We start from the raw sequence: 2500 nt of genomic DNA on the forward strand, positions 1-2500 counted from the left end.
GAAAGGGCCGCTTACGCGGCCCGTTGTCCCGTTGGCGGGCCTGTTCGTGAAGAGAAGATTTCACATCCATCCGATTGGATGTGAGTTTAACGTGCGTTTGGCAGACCTGGCAGCGACCTACTCTCCCGCGTCTTGAGACGAAGTACCATCAGCGCTGGAGCGTTTCACGGCCGAGTTCGGAATGGGATCGGGTGCAGCCGCTCCGCCATAACCACCAGGTCGGCAAAACGCACGTTATTCGAGAAGCTGGGTTAGGGATTGGGCAGTAGGCAATAGTGAATAGGGGATGCCTATTCGCTATTGGCTCGTTGCTCTTCACCTGTCTTTTTGTGCCTGAGCGACATCCACAGTTTGCTTTCGGGCGAAGCCCGCAAGCGCGACTGCGCGTCGCCGGTCGTCCGGCGCCCTCGCGGAGCATAGGCCCGTAAGGGCCGCTCATGCGTGAGCGCTGGCCAGACCATCGTGTTTCACGATGGGCATAAGGAATGAGAACGATCAAGCCGATCGAACTATTAGTACCGGTAAGCTTCAAGCGTTGCCGCTCTTCCACACCCGGCCTATCAACGTGGTCGTCTTCCACGGTTCTCAGGGAATACTCGTTTTAAGGTGGGTTTCCCGCTTAGATGCCTTCAGCGGTTATCCCGTCCGGATATAGCTACCCTGCTATGCGGCTGGCGCCACAACAGGTCCACCAGAGATCCGTCCATCCCGGTCCTCTCGTACTAGGGACAGATCCTTTCAATATTCCTACACCCACGGCAGATAGGGACCGAACTGTCTCACGACGTTCTGAACCCAACTCACGTACCGCTTTAAATGGCGAACAGCCATACCCTTGGGACCTGCTCCAGCCCCAGGATGCGATGAGTCGACATCGAGGTGCCAAACAACCCCGTCGATATGGACTCTTGGGGGTCATCAGCCTGTTATCCCCGGCGTACCTTTTATCCGTTGAGCGATGGCCCTTCCACGCGGGACCACCGGATCACTATGACCGACTTTCGTCTCTGCTCGACTTGTCAGTCTCGCAGTCAGGCAGGCTTATGCCATTGCACTCAGCGAACGATTTCCGACCGTTCTGAGCCCACCATCGCGCGCCTCCGTTACTCTTTAGGAGGCGACCGCCCCAGTCAAACTACCCACCATACATTGTCCCGGACCCGGATAACGGGCCGCGGTTAGACATCCATAGTGATAAGGGTGGTATTTCAAGGGTGGCTCCACCTGAGCTGGCGCCCAGGTTTCAAAGCCTACCACCTATCCTACACATGCCACTACGAATGCCAATGTAAAGCTATAGTAAAGGTGCACGGGGTCTTTCCGTCTAACCGCAGGAACCCCGCATCTTCACGGGGAATTCAATTTCACTGAGTCTATGCTGGAGACAGCGGGGAAGTCGTTACGCCATTCGTGCAGGTCGGAACTTACCCGACAAGGAATTTCGCTACCTTAGGACCGTTATAGTTACGGCCGCCGTTTACTGGGGCTTCGATTCAGAGCTTGCACCCCTCCTCTTAACCTTCCAGCACCGGGCAGGCGTCAGACCCTATACGTCGCCTTGCGGCTTCGCAGAGCCCTGTGTTTTTGATAAACAGTCGCTACCCCCTGGTCTGTGCCACCCTCCTCTGCTTGCGCAGAAAAGGGTCACGCTTCTTCCGAAGTTACGCGTGCAATTTGCCGAGTTCCTTCAGCATAGTTCTCTCAAGCGCCTTGGTATACTCTACCAGACCACCAGTGTCGGTTTCGGGTACGGTCTATAAGGAGGAGCTATTTCCTGGAACCACTCCGCTGCCCGTTCAATCCGATAAGATTGGACAACTTGTGTGATCCGTCACTACCTCCAGGCCCACGAATATTAACGTGGTTCCCATCGACTACGCGTTTCCGCCTCGTCTTAGGGGCCGGCTAACCCTGCTCAGATTAGCTTTAAGCAGGAACCCTTGGTCTTTCGGCGGGGGAGTCTCTCACTCCCCTTACGTTACTCATGTCAGCATTCGCACTTCTGATACCTCCACCACCCCTCACGGGTATGGCTTCATCAGCTTACAGAACGCTCCGCTACCGCTCGTGATTGCTCACGAACCCTAAGCTTCGGTGTATGGCTTTAGCCCCGGTACATTTTCGGCGCAAAGACCCTTATTTAGACCAGTGAGCTGTTACGCTTTCTTTAAATGATGGCTGCTTCTAAGCCAACATCCTGGTTGTTTTGGGATCCTCACATCCTTTCCCACTTAGCCATAACTTGGGGACCTTAGCTGTAGGTCAGGGTTGTTTCCCTTTTCACGACGGACGTTAGCACCCGCCGTGTGTCTGCCGACTAGTACTCCCAGGTATTCGGAGTTTGGTTAGGTTTGGTAATCCGGTGAGGACCCCTAGCCCATCCAGTGCTCTACCCCCTGGGGTATTCGGTCGACGCTCTACCTAAATAGATTTCGCGGAGAACCAGCTATTTCCGAGTTTGATTGGCCTTTCACCCCTAGCCACAAGTCATCCCGAACTA

The 2500-nt window shown here is 55.0% G+C and carries 2 rRNA genes (1 of these 2 only partly in view); both read right to left on the bottom strand.

Going from position 1 to position 2500, the window contains the following annotated elements:
- Positions 1–104: 104 nt before the first annotated feature.
- Positions 105–219, bottom strand: a 5S ribosomal RNA gene (rrf, locus tag FJ951_RS05165).
- A 272-nt stretch (positions 220–491) separates the two neighbouring features.
- Positions 492–2500: ribosomal RNA gene (locus FJ951_RS05170) — 23S ribosomal RNA — on the bottom strand; it runs 802 nt beyond the window's last position.

The sequence above is a fragment of the Mesorhizobium sp. B2-2-3 genome (assembly GCF_006442405.1).
GTDB lineage: Bacteria > Pseudomonadota > Alphaproteobacteria > Rhizobiales > Rhizobiaceae > Mesorhizobium.